We start from the raw sequence: 20,587 nt of genomic DNA, 5'->3' as shown, positions 1-20,587 counted from the left end.
GGTTCAGTCCGCGCACAGGGAGCGGAGCGGACGAGCACGGCGTTGAATTCTACCGCCAGGGGTGTCATCGGAGGGAAGCTCCGTCAGCACGTTAAATGAAGATTCAAACATTCCCCTTGGCTCCTTTAAAGTTTGCATTGAAATGCCCTGGCCCTTACAAAGGCTTGGGCATATTTTATTTTTTTCTTGGTTATTTTGGAGAAAGCTGTTTGCCCCTTCATCGTAACCAAACAACATTTTTTCATTTTCTAGCGATATTGAATCGATTCTTTTTATGTTAATGTTAGATTTAAAGATTCGGAGGTGAGGGACAGTTAGATTAAGTTAACTATTTGATTTTAACGTGTTTATGGAAATGTAAGCGATTTAAAGGGAGTGGGCACTATTGAACAAAACTATGAATAAGACACTATCCATCCTGTTAGTATTCACTTTAATGATCGGTTTCTTTGTTGTTCCGCCGCAAGCTGCTCGTGCAGCAACAAGCAAGATTAACGTTGCGCCGAGTGCATTAACTACAGGTGCGAATGTTAAGGTTAGTTCGGAAAATAGTAAAAAAGTAGCACCGCTTGCCATTGCTCATAACGGCACCGATTTCTGGCAAATTGGCGGGACCGCTGCGAATGTTTTTCCAACAGCCGGTAATACCAGTTCCCTTTGGTTAGCTGTAGATTTGGGGACGGATCGAGCTTTTGACGAAATAAGCTTCGACATTCCTGCAGGCTTTTCTAGTGTGAAAGCCCGCATGTCTGTCTATGATGTAGTATATACTTCAGATGATAATGTTTGGGCCACTCTTCCAGCGATAAATAATTCTACTCCAAGTGCATATGATTGGAGTACAAAATCATGGAAATTAGCCAAACACGTTGATGTTCCAGACAGTATAGCTGCGAGTGATCCGAATTGGGGATCCTTAACGCCAAGCAATACGGGTTGGACGGCCACAACTACAGGAACCTTAGCGAAGCCTGTAAATGCTCGTTACGTGATGATCCATTTTACGCAGATTTCAGGAAATCCGGGCACGCTAGGGATGTCGAATCTTAAAATACTAGGTACTCCAACTAGCCCTACGATTTCTCCAGAATCAAGCTCATACGTAAAAGGGACAGGCAGTGCACCTTCGACAACTATCACACTTAACGGTGCTTCCCTTACCGGAATTGCAAAATCAGGATCGGTAACGGATGTCGTTTATCTTAATCAAACTCAAGATTACAAGCTCGGTCCTATATCCGGGGGCACGCAATCGGTCACATTTACAGATACATACCTTGCTTCCCTTCCAGATGGCAGCACATCGCTGACACTGTATTTTTCAGGCGGATCCAAGCTGCAATATACCATTAGCGTGACATCATCTACATACGCCGACACCTATCTAAACGATCCGGGCAGCGGCTATGCCATCATCACGCCGAACTATCCGGGAATGAGCCTCACCATTGGTCGCCCGGCTGTTGTAGATGCCAATGCAGCTTCCAATAAGTTTCCTGTTTTCAATGTATCGAAAGCGTTTGCAGGAACATCCATAGCAGGTACGCTCATAGCACCTAATGGAGGGACCGTGTATACTTTCCCTGCGGCTAGTGTGGATGCAAGCGGGAATGCTGTCATCACCATCCCTGATTCCGTTCCGTTATTTAAGGGAACTTATAAAGCTGCATTAACGTTAACAAAAGACGGGAATACGTTGTATGACAGCTACTACTTCACGGCGATTGATGATTTTGCGAATTACAAATCCATCCCTAATGTTCAGAATTCCAATAATGCAAACGTTGCCAACGTGAATCCTGATTCCTGGGAGAATCAAGTCTATCCGGCCATCCAGATGGATGCTTACGGTAAAATAACCTATATTCCGGATTACAAAGGCAACCAAGTCATGGATTATTCGGCAGTCGGATACAAAGGCGGCGGTGTAGCCATTCCTAATGTGCCCGTGCGTGTAAAGGTGTCACCTCTAGCCAATGACAGTGACGATGCATGGCAAATCATTCAGGATGCCATTGACTATGTCTCGAAGTATCCGATTCAAGAGGATGGGTTCCGCGGAGCCGTATATTTGGAGCCGGGTGTATTCCGCATCAGTAAGCCGCTTAACGTGACAACCTCCGGTGTTGTTATACGTGGGGCTGGTGCGGGAACGGTGACTCCTGTCGTTGGCGATGGTTCCGCTTCCAACCCATACGACGAGCAAATAGCTAGTGAAGAAGCTGAACCTGGAGTTACCAAGCTGATTTCAACTTGGACGATAGTGAACAACAGTTCCTACACTCCTGCGAAAGATCATGCTTCGACAACAGGCAGTCCTTATACAAAAACGGCCAACAGTACATTAATCAACTTTAACGGACAAAGCGTCACGACATCTGCATCCACAACCATTACGGATCAATATGTAGGCGCAGGGCAATATTCCGTGCACGTTGCAAGTACAGACGGTCTGTCCGCAGGTGACCTCATAACGGTGCAAAAAGCGGTCAACGCGAACTGGGTACAAGCCATGTACATGGATAAGATAGACGGCGCGAGCAACTGGCTGCCTAATGGCAAGCTGGAGGGCGGATTTGCCGGCACACCTTTCACCGCAGAACGTACGATCAAGAGCATCGATGCGGCTTCCAAAACGATAACGTTTGCAGAACCGCTTTCGGATAATCTCGATATGCGCTGGGGCGTTGCCAAAGTCGTAAAAACCGCAGAGAGCGGTCGTATCCGTAATGTGGGCGTTGAAAATATTCAAGGCATCTCGCATTTCTACAATACCAACAAGCCATTGCTGTCCAATAAATATGGCAAATACTTTTTATCTTATAACGACGAGAACCACGCTGAAGTGTTTGTGGCGATGGTGAACGTTCGCGACGGATGGCTGCGTAACTTTACGACTTACCATATTGACAGCGCATTTGTGACAGACGGCAATTCGCGTAACATTACCGTACAGGACGGTAATATTCTGGATCCTGTCAGCTTGATGGATGCGGGAGAACGCCGTTATTCGGTGTATTATAAAAATTCGGAATACATGTTTACTCAGCGTGTATATTCAAGATATATGCGTCATGCGTTTATCGTGGATTCCTATACTTCGGGCCCTAACGTTTTTTATAATAGCGTGAGCGAATACACGTCCAATGCGTCCGAACCGCATTTCCGCTGGTCGTCGGGCGGGTTATACGATAATGTCAGTGCTCGAATCTATCTGCAAAATCGATGGAACATGGGAACCTCCCACGGCTGGGCGGGAGTTAACTATCTGCTGTATAACTTCACAGGTCCGTTCATAGCCACGCAGCCTCAGCTTTCGCCGAACTATGTAATCGGTCATTTCTTTGACAAGAATAATAATCTGTTAGGGTCTGCTACGGACTCGACAACCGGCCGCCAGAAACCGGATAAAGGCGACTCCGTTAACATGGCGAATGCCGGGCTAAACGGAGGCAAGGTACCGAATTTTGAGGCATATGAATACAGCGTGACACAGAAGGTGACACCGGCGGCAAACCAGATGCCGGACAGCCTGTATGTTCAGCAGCTGATTAATAGCCACGGTCCACAAGCCGCTGCTAATCTTGAAGAAAAAACAGTTCCACCTATCGATGATCAGGCAAGCGCGGAGAGGCCGAAATTGAAAAACCTTTTGGTTGACGGACAGGCAGTTTCCGGTTTTTCTCCGGATGTTTACAGCTACACCGTTACGCTGCCTCTAGATCATGATTACTCCAAAAAAACGGAGATAACCGCCCAAGCAGATGCAGGCGTTACCGTTGACATTGCCTATCCTCAAGAGGGTACGGCACAAATTACGCTGACAGATGCTAAAGGCGTGAAGAATTTTTATAGTGTGTCGTTTATCTCTATTCAAAAGTCACCGATTGTGATTGCAAGCGACCAGCAAGTGGATACGAGCAACTCCAATTATGCGGTAAACGTCCTGAACCCTGGTGATTATGCCGGTGCAGCCTCGCTTCGTTGGGCAGCTAATGGATCGGCATGGATTAGAATGTATTTGGGAGAGACTGCGAAAACGATAAATGGCGTACAAATAGGGTTTGTGCAAAACGCAACCAGCAAGCGAACTTATAAGCTAAGAATCGAATCTTCGATGGATGGGCAAAATTGGTCGGTTGTTCCATCAGGGGCTGTTATTAGTGATACTACAACGGCCCCAGCAGCTTGGGATGTTGATTCCAATACCTATATGAACTCACTTACGCTTAATGCAGGGAATGTATCACCGGCAGAGAACACTTTGCAGACATTTGCTTTCGATACGCCTGTACAAGCGCGTTTTATTAGAGTAGCTGGTAATGGAAATATGACAGGTACGTCTACAAATGCGTGGAATACCTACTGGAAGCTTCGTCCCGTATTCCCTCAAGCAGAGCCGGAGTACACGCCTCCTACAGGAGTCACTATATCCGGACCGGCAACACTGATTGCAAAGAGCTCTGTGCAGCTCCAGGCACAAGTGACACCTGACACGGCAACCGTAAAAGAAGTGATATGGACATCCAGCAACCCGGCTGTTGCAACCGTGGATTCGACCGGAAAAGTGACTGCCGTTGCGGCAGGAAATGTTACGATCACGGCAACAACAGTAGACGGTACGTTTGTTTCGTCGGGTGTGATCCAGCAAGCCGTAGCTACATATGATTTGACCATCATGAATAGCAGCAACGCCGACTTAAGCTCTTTGAGCCTGTCGAACGGGTCTCTAAGTCCTGCCTTTGCGTCCGGCACAACAGCCTATACGTCGAATGTGGCTGCCGCTGTATCAAGCCTGACGGTAACAGCCAGTGTGTACGATAAGAACGCAACGATGACCGTGAATGGAAATTCAGTGGCAAGCGGCCAAGCCAGCAGCCCTATCAACCTGCAGATTGGCAGCAATGTGATTACGATCGTAGTGACAGCGCAAGACGGAACTACGAAAACCTACAGCGTAACCGTAACGCGTGTGCCCGGCAGCAGCGGCAATCGTGGCAGCAGTGGCGGAAGCGGGGGTGGAGCTGCGCCAGGAGACTCCAAAGTGACCTCGACGGACGGCAAGCTGACGTTAACGGCTGGCAAGTCCGGAGAAGTGAGCTTGAACAACGACATTGTGGTCTCGATCCCTGCCAATGCCAGCAGTAAGGAACTGAAGCTCACCATTGAAAAATTGGTGGACACTTCGTCTCTGATTAAAAAGGAGGTTCTGCTCAGCTCGATCTTTGAGATTCTGAAAAACTTCCCGGAAAACTTCAGTCATCCGGTCACGCTGACCTTTACGTTCAATCCGGCAAGCTTGAAAAACAATCAGGCGGCAGGCATCTTCTATTATGACGAAACGAAGAAAGCATGGATTGAAGTCAAAGGCAGCAAGATCAACGGAAACAAGATTTCCGTCGAAGTCGATCATTTTACGAAATTTGCCGTACTAGCAGTAGATTCTGCGGCGGAGCAGCCAGCTCCTGATGTAAACCTGAGCGATCTCACGGGTCATTGGGCAGAGGCTAATGTCAAGCAAGCAGTAAACAAAGGAATCGTCAGCGGCTATCCGGATGGTACATTCAAGCCGAATAACACGGTAACAAGAGCGGAATTCGCCGTAATGCTGATGAACACATTGAAGCCGCAAGGAGACGGGGCAGCACTAAGCTTCACCGATAAAGCGGAGATTGGGGCCTGGGCGCAGAAAGCCGTGGCGCAGGCGTTCCAAGCGGGGATTGTGAAAGGGTATGAGGATGGAAGCTTCCGTCCGGATACCCAAATTACTCGTGCTGAGATGGCTGTAATGCTGTCCAACGCTTTGGGTCTGACTACCGAAGCTAATGCGGTAACCGGCTTTGCGGACGATAAAGACGTTCCTGCATGGGCAAAAGGCGTCGTAGCAGCGATGAAGAAACAGCAACTTGTAGAAGGCAAGGGAGACAACGAATTCGCTCCTGCAGCTCCTGCAACAAGAGCCGAGGCGGTAACGGTGCTCTTGAACATGCTGGCACAATAATCCAAGTAATTGTAATGCTCCAATCATGAGGAGAGGTTATTCTGCAGGAAATCTTATGGTTTCCTTGCAGGATAACCTTTTTTTTGAAATCATAAATTTTCAATTCCGAGGTTCCCTGGAACGCAGTCGTTCCTCTTAAATAGCCTTGATCAGAGTCCTTTCATCCTTTTCCTGCGATTCTAGGGCAGTCTTCGGTTTGGTTGAGGGATGATTTTTGGTGTACAATAAAACTGCTCCAGTGATCTCGATACATGGACATGCCTAACCGGCTTGCGATTTACGCAGGTGTGACTTCGGCAGGCAGACTGTTCACAAGCTCTTGATTGCGTTACTGGTTGTTTCCGTTGTAAGCCTTACGAAGATGGTTATTCCGAGGTACCGGGTTAGAGGTCGTCTATTCCAAGAAAAGGAAGGAGAATTATCATTGAACAAGGAGCAATTGGATCGAATTCATACCGGAAAAGGGTTTATCGCAGCGTTGGACCAGAGCGGAGGGAGCACTCCCAAGGCGCTGCTTCAGTACGGTATTAAGGAAAACAGCTATTCCAATGAGGAAGAAATGTTTGAGCAGGTTCATGAAATGAGAACACGCATTATCAAGAGTCCCGCTTTTGATTCGAAGTATATTTTAGGTGCGATCTTGTTTGAAAATACGATGGACCGCATGATAGATCAGCTATTTACGGCCGATTACCTATGGGAGAAAAAAGGCATCGTGCCTTTTTTGAAGGTAGACAAAGGACTGGCTGAGCTGGAAGAGGGCGTACAGCTTATGAAGCCGATACCTGATCTGGACAGCCTGCTGAAGCGGGCGAATGAAAGACATATTTTCGGGACCAAAATGCGTTCCGTTATTAAGGAAGCAAACGCCGCAGGCATTCGAAACGTGGTGGAGCAGCAGTTTGAAATCGGCAAACGGATTGTGTCGGCGGGGCTTGTACCGATCATCGAGCCTGAGGTGGATATTCATAGTGCGGACAAGCTGAAATCAGAACAGCTGTTAAAAGATGAGCTGTACAAACAATTGTCCGCGCTGGATCAGGATGCGCGTATCATGCTGAAGCTCTCCATCCCGACGGAGCCGGATTTTTACCGCGATTTGATGAACGATCCGCATGTCGTAAGGATTGTTGCCTTGTCCGGCGGCTATGATCAAACGGAGGCTAATGAAAAACTGGCCCGCAACCATGGGTTGATCGCCAGCTTTTCGCGCGCCTTATCGGAGGGGTTAACAGCCCAGCAGACCGATGAGGAATTCAATGCGAAGCTGTCTCATTCCATACAATCGATTTACGAAGCGTCCATAACTTGATTCCGGTGAAAGGCGCAAGTGTGCTCAACAGCCTAGCCCCACTTCGTGGGGCTATTTTTTACGGCAGCTTAGGAGGCGGAGCTGTCTATAGCGCCAGCAGATTATCTCAGCAAGGTAAGGATGGAATGAATGCTATTGTCAACGAAAGACTTGTCGGGACGGGATTTGAGCAGGACGGTCAGTCCGATTAAGGAAACGACCAAGGTCTGCGCCAGCGCTTTAGCATTCAATTCACCGGAAAGCTCGCCCGATCTTATTCCCCGCTCAATCGTCTCCTGGAACAAAGCGGAGAGATACATTTGATGCTCCCTTGTCAGGATTTCGTATTTCTCATCGTGGGGGGCAAGCTCGACCATTGTGTTGATACAAAAGCAGCCGCGGCTTGGGCCTTCCCGGTATTCCTCCATTACAACGCCTTCCAGAAATGCGCGGAACGCTTCTTTCACCGAAGGCTGCTGCAGCTTACCTCGAACGTGTATGGCGTGAGTTTTCGTATATTTGCGCAAGGCGGCTTCGAACAAACCCTTCTTATCTCCGAAGGCAGCATAAAGACTTGGTTTTTGAATCCCCATTCTGGAGGTCAGATCGCTTAACGAAGTAGCTTCGTACCCCTTTTCCCAAAATAGCTGCAGGGCTGCATCCAGCGCCTGCTCCTCATCAAATTCGCGAGGCCGAACCATCATACCCCTCATTTCCATCAAGCTTGTTTTCAAAATCGTCTTGCTGAAAAAAATATTTCATACCGATTGGTACGTTATTATTGTATCCCCGAGCCATCACAATGTCAATGAGACTCTGATAGTGAAGAAGAATATTTATAGCAAGAAGGTAGCGAGGGAAAGTTAATACATAACAATAACGTCCGTTTAACGACTTGACAACAAGGATGACGCTAAGTTATGTTATTTTCAACTTAATTATGTACCGAACGGTATGTAACTATGCTGCATAATGACACAAGAGGGTGGGAGAAAGGAATGGAAAAGCTTGAACAAACGTCATCGGCCTGCATGAAGGAAGCAGCCCGGGATAGAAGGGCCGCAAACGAGGGTACCGTCGGGATTAACTCTCCTTTGGCCGCTAGCTCCGTATCTCGCCGTACGGCGCTGACATTTGCGGTGGCTTGCGGGATGGCGGTGGCCGGAATTTACTACGCTCAGCCGCTTCTCGACGCTATGTCAAACGAATTTGGCATCGCCCCTTCAACCATCGGCGTCGTGATTACCGTTACGCAGGTTTGCTATGCGTTAGGATTGATCCTGCTGGTGCCGCTTGGAGATTTGTTGAATCAGCGGAGGTTAATTTTAGGGCAGATGCTGCTTTTAGTCCTGGCTTCGTCCGTGGTAGGCCTGGCTCCCACAGGTACGGTACTTTTTGCGGGCATCGCTCTCGTCGGGTTTCTGGGCGTGGTCACTCAGACACTTGTGGCCTTCGCGGCTGCACTGGCTTCTCCGCACGAACGCGGACGGGTCATAGGCTTGGTAACGAGCGGGATCGTTATCGGCATTCTGCTTGCCAGAACCGTGGCCGGATTGCTGACGGACCTTGCCGGATGGCGTTCGGTCTATCTTGTCTCAGCATCCTTGATGCTCCTTATGATCCTCTTGCTATTTCGGGCTTTGCCAAATAAGGAACACGAGAATTCACCTCTGTCTTATTGGCAGCTGCTTCAATCGGTACTCTTACTGTTTGTAGAGGAACGAACGCTGCGTATCCGCGGGCTGCTGGCTTTTTTCATATTTACCGCATTCAGTGTTCTGTGGACCTCGCTTGTTCTGCCGCTCAGCGCGCCGCCGTTTTCTCTCTCACATAGCGCGATTGGGGCATTCGGGCTTGCAGGAGCAGCGGGGGCGCTGGCGGCGGCCAAGGCAGGCAAATGGGCGGATCGCGGATTAGGGCAGCGGACAACAGGGGTTGCGCTTATCCTGCTGCTCGCGTCATGGGGGCTGATTCGTTTGGTTGAATCCTCCTTGTGGATACTGATCGTTGGAGTCATTATCCTGGACTTTGCCGTGCAGGCAGTGCATGTCACGAATCAGAGCATGATCCTAAGCGTAAGGCCGGAATCGCGCAGTCGGCTGACTGCGGCTTATATGATCTTCTATTCGGTCGGCAGCGCGACAGGTTCGATTGCATCCACCCTCACTTATTCCCTCGCCGGCTGGAGCGGCGTATGTATACTGGGCGGCTCGGTCAGCGCTTGTGCCATTATCTTTTGGGCATGGACCCGGACGGGGAGATGATGGAAAGGAGGCAGGATAATAGACGGGAGGCCTGCTGCCAGCCCTACCTCATTTCCATTCCTGTATTCCGGATTTTCATATCGTAGGTGATTTGAATTTCGGCTTTCGGGAAATCCTCCTTCCAGTCCAGCTTTTCCCATATTTTTGGTTGAAAGGAACGGATTTTGCTCCCAAGCCCGAGGATGTCTGAACGATATTGATTCTGAAGCTTGGCAATAACAACCTTCGCTTCTTTCTCCAAATATTTCTCGGCATCCTTTTCCATTTTGGCGATTTCTTCTTCTTTGAAAAGATTGGAACCGAATGTTTTCTCCAGTAAATCTCCTTCCAGAGAGATGTGTGTTTTGGAGACGACATGTCCGTCGACGTAAGAAATTTCATTCCGGGATTTGACGAACTCCGTATTGATGGTAATCAGTTGGCTCGGATTCCCCTGATAGGGGAAGGTGATGTTGCCCCCGCTTTTCCTTTCCCGGATTCTAAGCATTTGCCACGTATCCTGGCCCGGAAGAACGCCGACCATCCGTACCCCGCGGAAAACGGCCACTCCTTCCCACCTTATATCGTCATCCTTCACTTCGACGTAATTCAAATACGGGTCGCGCGTTTTGGAGGTCAGATCGATATAAAATTTTCCCAGGTTCATGTCCGGGATTCGGCCGCTTTTGGCTCCATTTTCTATAAGGGTCATGACGTATACGATCGGGATTTGCTCGAGATTTGGACCGGCCTTCAGCAGATCCCGGGCTTCTCCCTTTACGATTAAAGGCCACAGCAGCCGGCGGATTTGCGGATCTCTGCGGAATGGATCGAATATATGGTTGACACCCTCACGGGCAGCGGCTTCGCCGATGGCGATGACCCTCGTATGTCCATAAAACAGCTCTTGGTTCAGCCGTTTCTGCAGATTTTGAAACGCTTCGACAACCGTCTTTCCTTCCGAGCTCATCACCCGAACCGCTTGTTTGCCGCCACCCGCTCTCCCGCCGCTGGCTCCGGCTATTTTGATCGGGATGGGGATTTGAACCGTTACGAGCAAATGGGACGGATGCTCCTTGGATTTGTCAATCGCGATACCTACGACAGAGGTGCGCTCCTCGATTTCACGCCGATCCCAACAGCCGGTCATCAGGAGCTGGAAGCCAAGCAGGCAGGCAAGCAGAACCCATTTGAATACAGGATGCCTGAAGGTCATTCTTTACCGCCCCCCAAATTAATCTGAGGACTGGTTGCTGCTTCCTTGTTTTTGCCTCCCGAGCCTTTTTTTCGGATGATAGCCAGCAACAAAAGTATGCCGGGAATGGTAAAGGCGACCGTACTGCCGAAATACCCCAAGTAATCGGAGTACTCGAACAGCTTCGTCGTGCTTGGGGGATACATCGCCAGCCAGTAAAAAAGGGGCAGATGGAAGAGCGCGATCAGACGGTGCCCTTTCAGATGAAACATTTGTCTCAACAGAAGTGAGCCGGCATAATACGTATTACCGACCGATGTAAATACGGCGGCTACCCATACGCCCAGGAAGGCGGATTCCACACGCTCCAGGATTAATCCCGGCACCTGCGTCGTTTTGACCAGCTCCAGGGTAGGCCAGGCGAGCAGCTCCAGCTCATCTACACCGAACACAGCTGTCCCCGCAATGACGATCAAGGCATACACGATTCCCGGTATGGCTATGCCCCACATGCTGGCTTTCATAATTTTTTGAGTGGCTGCGGTGTAAGCCAGAAACATGAGCATGATCTCAAAGCCTAGAAAGGAGGTAGCTGATGATGCGACTCCTTTCATGAAGTTGAACCAGCTCACACGAAACATCGGAAATAAATTTTCCAGATTCGCACTCTGGTAAGAGGAGAGAGCTATACCCAATATCGGAATGACGATGATGACTAACAAAATTTCATTGACACGCGCAAGCACCTGCACATCATGTAAGGTAAAAACAAAGGCTACCAGCAGCATGGAGATGATAATCACCTCCAAAGGGGTTCTAATCAGAACGGTAGTTACCACCACTTCGCCGAAGATTCTCGCAACAATGGCCGTGCTGATCACCCAGTACACATAGTACGGAAGGAGGACAGGAAGACTGAGTATCCAGCCAACTGCGGGATGCTTGGAGTTCCCCAGTATCTGTCTGGCGTACTCGACTATGCTTTGGTATGGGAACCGTTTGGCCAGCGACGTAATGATGTACATCGCCAGCATGGATAGCATCGCACCCAGAATGGTCGAAAGCCAGCCGCTTTCCCGGGCATAGTGCACGGAGCTGCGGGGAAGGGTGAGGACGCCGACACCGATAATGGTGCTTGCTATGAGCCAAGAAGATTGACGTACGGTCATCGTATTGGACGAATCATTTTCCTGCTCTCCGTTATGCTTCAATTTGTTGTCCCTCCTTCCTTAGGGCCCATTCGATTTTCATCCTTCGGTTTAAAAATTTTCGGCCGTTTCTTCATCCAGTACAGCGGAGCGCGGATGACCGTATCCTTCATATCCGATACTTTGCTTGGAGCCAGAGGGGACAGGTAAGGAACGCCGAACGATTTGAGCGAACACAAATGGATAATGATCAAGATCAGAAACAGCATGATCCCGTACAATCCGAATAACGCGGCGGCGATCATGACCGGGAATCGCAACATTCGGAGCGCGATGGCGGCGCTGTAGCTCGGGGCCGCAAAGGAACCGATCGTCGTCAAAGCGACGACAATAACCATGATCGGGCTGACGATGCCGGCCTGTACCGCCGCTTGTCCGACGACCAGGGCGCCGACAATGCCAATTGTCGGACCGATCGGTCCGGGCAGCCGAACGCTGGCCTCCCGCAATATTTCCATCGTTACCTCCATTAGAAATGCTTCGACGATGGAAGGAAAAGGAACGGTGGAGCGTCCCGCCGCCATCGCGATGACCAGCCTCGAAGGGATCATCTCCGGATGAAACGAGCTGAAGGCGATGTATAGAGAAGGCAGCAGCAGGGCCATAACCATGCTCAGGAAGCGGATAAGCCGGATAAGAGTGCCGATGAGAAACCGTTCGTAATAATCCTCGGGACTGTGATAAAACTGGGAAAACACAGCAGGAGCGATGAGGCAGAACGGCGTACCGTCGCATAAGATGATCACTTTTCCTTCCAGTATATTGGCGGTCGCTTTATCCGGCCGTTCCGTATTCTGAATTAAGGGAAAAGGAGTCCAATGGGCGTCCTCGATCAGCTGCTCGATATATCCGCTTTCCATGGCGGCGTCGATGTCGATTGCCTCAATTCTTTGAATCACCGTGTTCACGATCTTCATGTTCGCAACGCCATCAAGGTAAATGACGGCGATATCCGTATTGCTCCTTCTTCCGACGGTCATATTTTTTATAACGAGCGACGGGTCCTTCAGACGAAGCCGGATTTGTGCCGTGTTGACTCTGAGCGTTTCAGTAAAGCCGTTGCGCGGGCCGCGCACGACCGATTCCGTTCTCGGCTCCTCGACCCCCCGTTTGTCCCAGCCTTTGGTGTTCAACAGAAACGTTGTATCGGTTCCATCCATAAGAAAGACGGTGTCCCCCGATAAAATGCTGCGGATCGCCTTGTTCAAGGTGTTCGTTTCCCCAACCTCATTAATGGGCAAGCCGTATTGCTTGAGCGTATCAAACACACGGCTCGAATCGGCGGATGGATCAGGCTCAAGGCCTTCACGGGTGTTGAACATTGCCGCTTTTAAAATAAATTCATCAATAATGACCGCATTGGTTAATCCGTCAATATACACCAGCGCCGCAGCGTATCGCGGATTTCCCCCGATATGAAAATGGCGGATGACTAGATCATCGCTTTTGCCCAAAGATTTGTGAAGCGTTTGAATGTTCTGCTCCAGCTGGTGGCTGATCGCAATTTGCTCCATCTGGTTGAGCTTCTCATCCAGTTTAGCTTCGTCCGACGCCCGTTTTTTTTGTCTCAAGAAAGACATCGGATTGCGGATATCTTTGAACATAAGCGCATCCCTCCTATGTTTAGACATTCCCTGAACAGCCAAATTTATGCAAGCTTACTTTGCTGTTTAAGCGTTTGGCATCATTAGATGGAGCTCATCCAGAGGCTAAAGATATCCGGCTTTTGGGAGCGGCTGTCATCGGTGGATACTACAAGGAAGATGGCGGGAGTTTTCGCGGCACAAGAGCAGGGCATATGCAACATGATACAAAGGGAGGATAGACGGTCTGAATACAGCATCGATAGAACGAAACTAAGGCCTCTGCCTATAAATAAGGCAAAGGCCTGCCAATATTGCCGTAGCCGAGCTTGCTTACGGTTCGCTGTCATTGTCCTTCTTCAGCTTGGTCATCTCGGTCAGCGTCATCTCATTACATTGTTTGATAAAGGTAAGGATCAACTGCAGCTCCTGATCTGTATATTGCGAGAGGATCTGGAGAGTCGATTGCATGACCGATTGGAACAGGGGTGAAATTTGAGCCGATCCTTCCGGTACGGGTTTGACGATGACGCGTCTGCGATCCTTCGGATCCTTATCTCTAACAACATAGCCTGCTTGTTCCAGACGGTCGATTACGCTCGTAACGGCTCCCGTAGTAAGACCGGTAAGCTGTGCCAGCTGTCCGGCTGTCGCGGGCCCGATTCCATTCAAGTAATCCAGACATTTGTGATCGGTGGCATTCAAACCTAGCTTCTCGGAAATCAATTGGTGAAACATAACGGCACGTGCGCTGTTCTGCCGCAATTCGTGGAGTAAATCCTGCTGTATTGATGAAAGCTCGGCAAAAGGTAAACTATCCCTTGACATTTTCATACCTCCGCATTAAGATAAAAATATATCTTGATTCGTTAAGATAATTAATTGATGAAGAAAATTTATGTATTAAGATTTTGTTCCTCCCAAGTATATCACAAGTGGTCTGAATGAACAAAAATCTTATCGTGGTAAGACAAATGGGTTGATTCTCATTGAAGTTCAATGGCTTATTTAAGCCTATCCGACCGGTGACGGGTGGAAATAAAAAAAGAGGAGCGATTAGCATGGATAGGAATCATTCGCAGGATATTGCAGAGATTAATGAGCTTTTTCAAAAGCTGAAATGGGCATGGGATCGTGGGGATGGAGCGGCTTACGGTTCTTGTTTTACAGAAGATGCCGATTATGTGACCTTTCAGGGGGAACATTTGCAGGGAAGAAAAGCAATTGCCGAAACCCATCAACAGCTGTGGAACGGTGTACTACGGGGGTCTACGCTGGAAGGAGAGATCAAGAAGATCCGGTTCTTATCGCCGGAGACAGCGATCTTCCATGGACTTGGCGTCGTCAAATTAAGATGGCAAAAAACGGCCCCGAGCAAAAGAGACTCTATAAATACCAACATGGTTGTTAAACAGAACGGCAAGTGGGTCATAGCGGCGTTTCAGAACAGCAGAATCTCAGGACCGAGCCTGATGCAAAAAATATTTATGAAGGTGAGCAAATGACAAGAAGCTGTTGAGACAAGGGGTACCAATCGGCCTCAAACAACATGAGAGACGAATGTATTGAAACGGGAGGCACGGTTGCGATTCCTGTTACTATTGTGCCTTCGGTAACGTTTGCTTGGGCCATGCTTGCAGAACTAACACCGTGTAAATGACTAACATTCCCTTCAATAGAGCTGCGGTGGTATCAAAGGTATGGTGGAATGATGGCAGTCATATTCTAATCAGCAGCAAATCGGCAAAATCGGTATTTTATCGTTCCTTTTCCTTATCGATAGCCCTATTCGTAGTCGATCTTCTGACAGCCGCCTCTTCTATTCATATGTCGATACTAATCGTGGGGAGGGCCCTTCAGGGATTCGGAGCCGATGCTTTCTGTCCGGGATTAAGCATCTGGATCGGCGGAGCCTTCCTTATCTCTGTTCGTATTGCGGGTAGGCAGGAGTAAGCTTACAGCCAGGCAGTTCACCGAGCTGCTTGGCTGTTTTCGAATTGATTGCTGCAAATTAGGCTCGTCCGAGGACTCCGGGCAGCCGGGATAATAATAAAAAAAACCACCCCTATCATAAAAAATGACATCCCCGGCCATACGCTTGTATCCTACAATGAATGAAGCAACAGGAAGAGGGGGGACGATCGCTGCCATACTATTTTGTAAACGGTTCCGCCGATCAGGGTCATTTCATCATGGATTTTATGAGGAAAGGGGTCAAACTGCAATGAATGGTTTTATGCGTTTCAAGAAAACAGCGGCGATATTATTGACCGCATTGATGGTCACCAGTTCCGGTATATGGAATGCTCCTTCCGTATCCGCAAGCAGTTCATCCGGTGTTGATGTGCTGGATCCGGATTTTATAGCAAGTCATGGAGGTAATTTCGTCCATATTGACGCAGATCCTAACCGATCGCCTTTTGATGTTTTTGGAGAGGCATTTGGCACGGATAATCCTGTTGAGGGTGCTACCAAAACAGTAAGACAAATCCTGCCCGAAGCGGCCAGGCATGTAGAGAATGTATATGACGCCGCATTGGGACAGGAAGTATTCAAAGTCGAGGTCAACGGTAATGATTGCTATACCTGTTATTTGCATGGAACGAAGTATGATCCGGCAACCGGTCAATTTACCGGCGGCAATGACGATAGACAAAGAATTGAAATCAGGCCGGGGGAAGAAAGCAGGAACCTGGTAGCGGTTGAAAATGAAATCACGGCTTTTCACTGGAAGCTCAAGATCGATAAGGATATTCAGAAGCCCGACGGCTTTTTTCATATTTTCCAGTACAAGGCTTACAATTCCTTCGGTCTAGTCGGCAACAAATTACCGCTTCATGATGCGGCGAATTACCCGAACTTCTCCAGCTCCGAGGATGGCAATCCAATATTAACGTTCACAATATCGTCGTCGGCGACTCAGAATCTGGAGTTCCGTTATGCGGATATCGGAACGGATGCCGGGCAAGAAACGCTTGCGAGCGTGCCGCTCAACTCCGTTAAGGACAAGTGGGTCGATATTACCGTCAAAGTGCTCAACTCCGAGTATGGCTGGGTGACCATGACCATGAAGGATGCAGCGACCGGCAAAGTAATCATGGAATATAACGATCCGAACCGGGTTCTGGACATGTGGAGACGTCCCGAGATCAAGTATAACAATCAGACCTTTGAAGGGCCTTATCCTGCAGTGTCCAATATGATTAACCGTCCGAAATGGGGGATTTACCGCAAAGCGGACAAATCGAACCCGAATGTCAAGGATGCCAAAATTTATCTTGCCGATATGACGGTAGCCAAGTCAGCCGTAGGCGTGTCGTCCGTAAACCTTGCTTATAATAAAAAGGCTTACAATGTAGGGGCTAAAACGGGGAATGCTCTCCAGGTAGCCAACGCAAAAGCGGAGAGACTAACGGACGGCGTACAAGTGGATCCGGTGAAATATACGAACTTGACTGCCGTACCCCTGAATAATACATCCGCACTTGGCGACTTAAGCTGGATGGGTACCGAAAGCTCCAAAAAAGGGAATGTCATTGTTGATTTAGGGAAGAAAATGGACTTTAACCAAGCGAAGCTTTTTGCAAAAACCTTGAGATTGAAATATGTTAACGTCTCCATAACGGATGATACGGCTGATCATGACGCAGGGGCTTTGGAATCCGTTTCATTCACACCTGTAGATCCGTTGTATACAGATGGCGGCAAAGATTGGACTTACTTTAACGCTGCTAATGGCGGTGGAGACGATACGGCAGATAAACAATACGTCATCGATCTTGGAAAAACCTATTCGTCCAGATATGTAAAGTTTTATTTCGAAAATGGTTCTGGTTCCAACACAGCCGGCACTACGACAGCGCAAATGACAGGTCCTCCGCGTTTAACGGAGCTGGAGATTTATAACGCACCGCAAACGCCAAACAATGTAAAAGTAGATTACACCGGGGGTTCAGAAGCAACGATTTCATGGGATCCGGTGCCTGCTGATTATTTCGTGATTTATGATAACGGAAAACCATTCGTAGAGAATGCGGCTTCGAACAGCTTCAAGCTGACGAATTTAGATCCTGGTGCTGAGTATCATTTTACCGTGAGAACCGCTTATACGGATCCGTATTCGTTCAAACCGATGCTTTCCGCGGAAAGTGAGGCTAAGGTGCTGCATACGGACGGAAATCCGATCATCCCTAACCCTCCTGTATCGGTTACAGCGACAGCTGTGTCGGATAAATCGATTAACATCAGCTGGGACGCCGTATCGGATGCGCAGAGCTACAAGGTCGTATTGGCTACGGACGGTTATGAAAGAACTATCGCTAATGATTATAAGGATACCAGTTATACGATTAAAGACCTTTCTCCAGGCATGCCGTACCAGGTGAAGGTGTATTCGATAAGACGGGGTACTCCGTCGACAGCAGCTGCGGAAGGACAGATTATAACTACAGGGATCAGAAACCCTTCCGATAACCTATTGTTTAACAAGGAGGTTCAGTATTCTAGAGTCTGGAATGACGATACGAGCAGCTACGGTGCAGGTAAAGCTTTGGATAACGACGTGGACAGTTCCCGCTGGGTTGCTCTCAAAGGTTCCGCATCGGCATGGATGATGGTTGATATCGGAGAAACCACTCCGGTCAATACGTTTGAATATTACAGCTATCAGAACAAGCTGAAAAAGGTGTCTTTCTACTATGCAACGGATGGAGAGGCATTCTCAGATCCTGACAGCAGCAAGTGGACTAAAATCGTGACCGACGACCGCGTCAGTCAAGGAAAGTACGGCAATCCGGCAATTTCTAAAATTGCGGAGAGAATTACGATCCCTGCTCCCGTCAATGCAAGATTTATAAAATTCACGGTTGATGAAGTGGACGGAGACATTAATGTAAATGAAGTGAAGGCTTTCGGACCTATTTCCTTTGTAGGGACCTCTGCATTAAAGGCTGTGAATAAGACGGATACCAGCGTCGATCTTAACTGGGGCGGCGCAACCACGAACCTGCCGGCTTCGAGCTACGAAATCTATCAAGGAAACGGCAAGCTAGCAACGGTAGCCACTAATGTCTATAGCTATAAGGCAACTAATCTATCGCCAAATGAGGATTATACATTCAGGGTGAGGGCTGTAAGCGAGTCTGTTTATAATTCCGTATATTCCACACTGGGCGGATTGACGCTTAAAGTCACTACATTACCGTCTTCGGGTACGGACCCAGGCACTACAGATCCAGGTACAACAGATCCTGGCACGACCGATCCGGGCACGACCGATCCGGGCACGACCGATCCAGGCACGACGGATCCAGGCACGAGCGACCCAGGCACAACCGATCCCGGCACGACCGATCCGGGTACAACGGATCCAGGAACGACCGACCCAGGTACACCAGAGCCAGGTGTCATCGCGGCACCAACTGGACTTACAGCGGTACCAAGGAACACCCAAGTCTTTTTGTCATGGAATACGGTCAGCGGTGCGACTTATTATAATGTGAAGCGCAGTATGACGGCGGGCGGAGCCTATTCTACAGTAGCTGCGAATGTAACAAACAATGTATATACGGATATCGGCTTATTAAACGGGACGAAGTATTATTATGTTGTAACAGCCGCCAATGCTAAGGGGGAAAGCTTCAACTCAAGTGAAGTATCTGTCACGCCTTATGCAGTAAGCAGTGGCAGAGGCAGCAGTGGAAGCTCAGGCGGAACTTCTGCAGGAACCGGTACTCCAAGCGTACAGCCTTCCAAGGACGGGACACAGACGGTGACACTCGATCCTGTTATGGAGAAGGTGGCTGACGGCCGTTCGATCGCGAAGGTAGCTCTCGATACAACGACGCTGGCCAAAGCATTGGAGGCACTAACATCTAATGGCTCCACAGCAACCAAATTGACCATCGAAGCAAAGAGTGGTGACGCAGCGACAGCGAAATTCCTGCTTCCAGCTCAGCCATTGGCGGATGCGTTGTCCAAATTGCCTGCATTGATCTTGTCCATGAAGTATGGCGATGTTGCGTATGATCTGCCGATTAAAGCGGTTGATTTTGCTGGAATGGCCAAGTCACTTGGTGTAGACATGAAAGATTTAAGTATTACAATTACGATGGAAAAGGTTAATGATACGATTCTGGGGGACATCAAGGATAGAGCCAAGCAAGCCGACTTGACGCTCCTGTCGGGAGCAGTTGATTTTCAAGTTACCGTAGAGGGCAAAGGAAAATCGGCTGCAGTAAATGATTTTGGACTTCATTATGTAACCAGAACGATGAGCATCGGCAAATCGGTGGACGCGAAGAAGGCAACAGCCGTGCTGTATAACCCGTCGAACGGAGAGTTCAGCTTTGTACCTGCGATCTTTACCGCTGCAGGCGGCTCCACTCAAGTGATGATCCAGCGTCCGGGCAACAGCATTTATGCAGTAGCAGAGTCCTCCAAAACCTTTGCCGATATGAGCAATCATTGGGCTAAAGCCGATGTAGAGCTGCTGGCCTCCAAGCTAGTAGTCAAAGGAATGACGGATACCGGCTTTATGCCGGATAACCGGATTACCCGCGCGGAATTTGCAGCGATCCTGGTTCGCGGGTTGGGACTTTCCGAGAACAATGCGGCCAAGTTCAACGATGTAAAGACAACCGACTGGTATGCAGGTGCGGTTGGTGCAGCTGCCAAAGCAGGTCTGGTTGACGGCTTTGAGGACGGCACATTCAATCCGGATGCCAACGTGACCCGCGAGCAAATGGCGGTCATGGTTGCAAGAGCAATGAAGATCACTACTAAGCAGCCTGCTGCCGACATCAAAGCTCTGGATAAATTCACGGATCAAACGTCTATTAGCGGATGGGCTAAGGAGGCGACGGCACAAGCTGTGAACGCGGGCATTATTAACGGGATGATGGACCGTACCTTCGTTCCGGCGGAACATGCAACAAGAGCCGAAGCCGCCGTTATGGTCAAACGCCTTCTGCAATATGCACAGTTAATGAATTAACAAAGAGTTAGGGAACACCTTTGCCCCTCCGCAATGAAGAGAGAGGGCAGAGGTGTTTTTTTGCTTACATCC

At 49.0% G+C, this 20,587-nt stretch carries 10 protein-coding genes; 5 read left to right on the top strand and 5 right to left on the bottom strand.

From position 1 onward, the window contains the following. Positions 1 to 385 precede the first annotated feature (385 nt). Positions 386 to 6,001 (top strand): S-layer homology domain-containing protein, encoded by a 5,616-nt coding sequence (locus GGC63_RS03355; RefSeq protein WP_192701088.1) that lies wholly within the window; start codon positions 386 to 388, stop codon positions 5,999 to 6,001. A 424-nt stretch (positions 6,002 to 6,425) separates the two neighbouring features. Continuing rightward, positions 6,426 to 7,313, top strand: coding sequence for a fructose bisphosphate aldolase (locus GGC63_RS03350; RefSeq protein WP_192701087.1), 888 nt, complete (start codon positions 6,426 to 6,428; stop codon positions 7,311 to 7,313). 101 nt (positions 7,314 to 7,414) lie between these two features. Here GGC63_RS03350 and GGC63_RS03345 read toward each other — a convergent pair whose 3' ends face one another. Then, positions 7,415 to 7,993 (bottom strand): TetR/AcrR family transcriptional regulator, encoded by a 579-nt coding sequence (locus GGC63_RS03345; RefSeq protein WP_192701417.1) that lies wholly within the window; start codon positions 7,991 to 7,993, stop codon positions 7,415 to 7,417. A gap of 297 nt (positions 7,994 to 8,290) precedes the next feature. Between GGC63_RS03345 and GGC63_RS03340 the strand changes: the two genes are divergently transcribed. Next, the gene (locus tag GGC63_RS03340) at positions 8,291 to 9,556 is read left to right on the top strand and encodes an MFS transporter (RefSeq protein WP_225947880.1); all 1,266 of its coding nucleotides are present in this window, start codon (positions 8,291 to 8,293) and stop codon (positions 9,554 to 9,556) included. Positions 9,557 to 9,599: 43 nt separating this feature from the next. Here GGC63_RS03340 and GGC63_RS03335 read toward each other — a convergent pair whose 3' ends face one another. The 4 genes from GGC63_RS03335 to GGC63_RS03320 all read right to left on the bottom strand — a co-directional run bounded on the left by GGC63_RS03335 (position 9,600) and on the right by GGC63_RS03320 (position 14,349). Beyond that, the gene (locus GGC63_RS03335; RefSeq protein WP_192701086.1) at positions 9,600 to 10,751 is read right to left on the bottom strand and encodes a Ger(x)C family spore germination protein; all 1,152 of its coding nucleotides are present in this window, start codon (positions 10,749 to 10,751) and stop codon (positions 9,600 to 9,602) included. Beyond that, positions 10,748 to 11,941, bottom strand: a complete 1,194-nt coding sequence (locus GGC63_RS03330; protein ID WP_192701085.1) for a GerAB/ArcD/ProY family transporter — start codon at positions 11,939 to 11,941, stop codon at positions 10,748 to 10,750. Before GGC63_RS03330 ends, GGC63_RS03335 begins: the two co-directional genes overlap by 4 nt. Next, a complete protein-coding gene (locus GGC63_RS03325) occupies positions 11,938 to 13,542 on the bottom strand; it encodes a spore germination protein (protein ID WP_225947879.1) in 1,605 nt (534 codons plus the stop codon). The genes GGC63_RS03330 and GGC63_RS03325 overlap by 4 nt, the downstream gene beginning before the upstream one ends. A gap of 312 nt (positions 13,543 to 13,854) precedes the next feature. Continuing rightward, positions 13,855 to 14,349 (bottom strand): MarR family winged helix-turn-helix transcriptional regulator, encoded by a 495-nt coding sequence (locus tag GGC63_RS03320; protein WP_192701084.1) that lies wholly within the window; start codon positions 14,347 to 14,349, stop codon positions 13,855 to 13,857. A 233-nt stretch (positions 14,350 to 14,582) separates the two neighbouring features. Between GGC63_RS03320 and GGC63_RS03315 the strand changes: the two genes are divergently transcribed. Continuing rightward, entirely contained in the window at positions 14,583 to 15,026 is a 444-nt protein-coding gene (locus GGC63_RS03315) for an SgcJ/EcaC family oxidoreductase (RefSeq protein WP_192701083.1), read from the top strand. A gap of 719 nt (positions 15,027 to 15,745) precedes the next feature. Further along, the gene (locus GGC63_RS03310; protein WP_192701082.1) at positions 15,746 to 20,515 is read left to right on the top strand and encodes an S-layer homology domain-containing protein; all 4,770 of its coding nucleotides are present in this window, start codon (positions 15,746 to 15,748) and stop codon (positions 20,513 to 20,515) included. The last annotated feature ends 72 nt before the right edge of the window (positions 20,516 to 20,587 follow it).

It is taken from the genome of Paenibacillus sp. OAS669 (assembly GCF_014873645.1).
Classification (GTDB): Bacteria; Bacillota; Bacilli; order Paenibacillales; family NBRC-103111; genus Paenibacillus_S; species Paenibacillus_S vulneris.
This window is presented reverse-complemented; position numbering and strand designations above follow the sequence as displayed.